At 33.1% G+C, this 1,057-nt stretch carries 1 pseudogene; it reads left to right on the forward strand.

The annotated features are described in order from the left end of the window. Window positions 1-203: 203 nt before the first annotated feature. A pseudogene (locus tag B3J44_RS22545) lies at window positions 204-1,057 on the forward strand (MiaB/RimO family radical SAM methylthiotransferase); the annotation flags it as partial.

The raw sequence follows: 1,057 nt of genomic DNA on the forward strand, positions 1-1,057 counted from the left end.
AATAAAAATAAAAAAGTTTAACTTTTGAATGTCTCTAAATTAACATTAGCGCCAAAATATTGATTCGAAGTGAATTAATCGCTTTCTTTTGATGAATATTGTTTGTAAATTTGCAGCCTTAAATTTTTTGACAACGATTTCATTAATTTAAGCAGATTATGGAAAATAGAAAAAAAGTTGCCTTTTATACGCTGGGTTGTAAACTGAATTTTTCAGAGACTTCTACAATTGCCAGAAATTTTAATGACGAAGGTTTTGACCGCGTCGATTTTGAAGAAATAGCAGATATTTATGTCATTAATACTTGCTCTGTAACAGAAAATGCAGATAAGCAGTTTAAGCAAGTAGTGAAGAAAGCAATGAAGCTTAACGAAAAAGCTTTTGTTGCAGCTGTTGGCTGTTATGCACAATTAAAACCAGAAGAATTAGCAGCAGTTGATGGTGTTGATTTGGTTTTAGGAGCAACAGAGAAATTCAAAATCACAGACTATATTCATGATTTGAGCAAAAATGATATGGGTGAAGTTCACTCATGTGAAATTGCTGAAGCCGATTTTTATGTAGGAAGTTATTCTATTGGAGATCGTACAAGAGCATTTTTAAAAGTTCAAGACGGTTGCGATTATAAATGTACCTATTGCACAATTCCGTTGGCAAGAGGAATTTCTAGAAGTGATGCTTTAGAAAATGTTCTAAAAAATGCCAAAGAAATTTCGGCGCAAAATATTCGTGAAATTGTTTTAACGGGTGTAAATATTGGTGATTACGGAAAAGGAGAGTTCGGAAACAAAAAACACGAACATACTTTTCTAGATCTAGTACAAGCTTTAGACAAAGTAGAAGGAATTGAGCGTTTGAGAATTTCGTCAATCGAACCAAACTTGTTGAAAAATGAAACAATCGAATTTGTTTCTAAAAGCCGAACTTTTGTACCGCATTTCCATATCCCATTACAATCTGGAAGCAATGATATTTTAAAGTTAATGAAGCGTCGCTATTTGCGCGAAGTTTATATTGATCGTGTAAACAAAATTCGCGAAGTAATGCCTCACGCTTG

The organism is Flavobacterium sp. UBA4854, assembly GCF_002399805.1.
Classification (GTDB): domain Bacteria; phylum Bacteroidota; class Bacteroidia; order Flavobacteriales; family Flavobacteriaceae; genus Flavobacterium; species Flavobacterium ginsengisoli.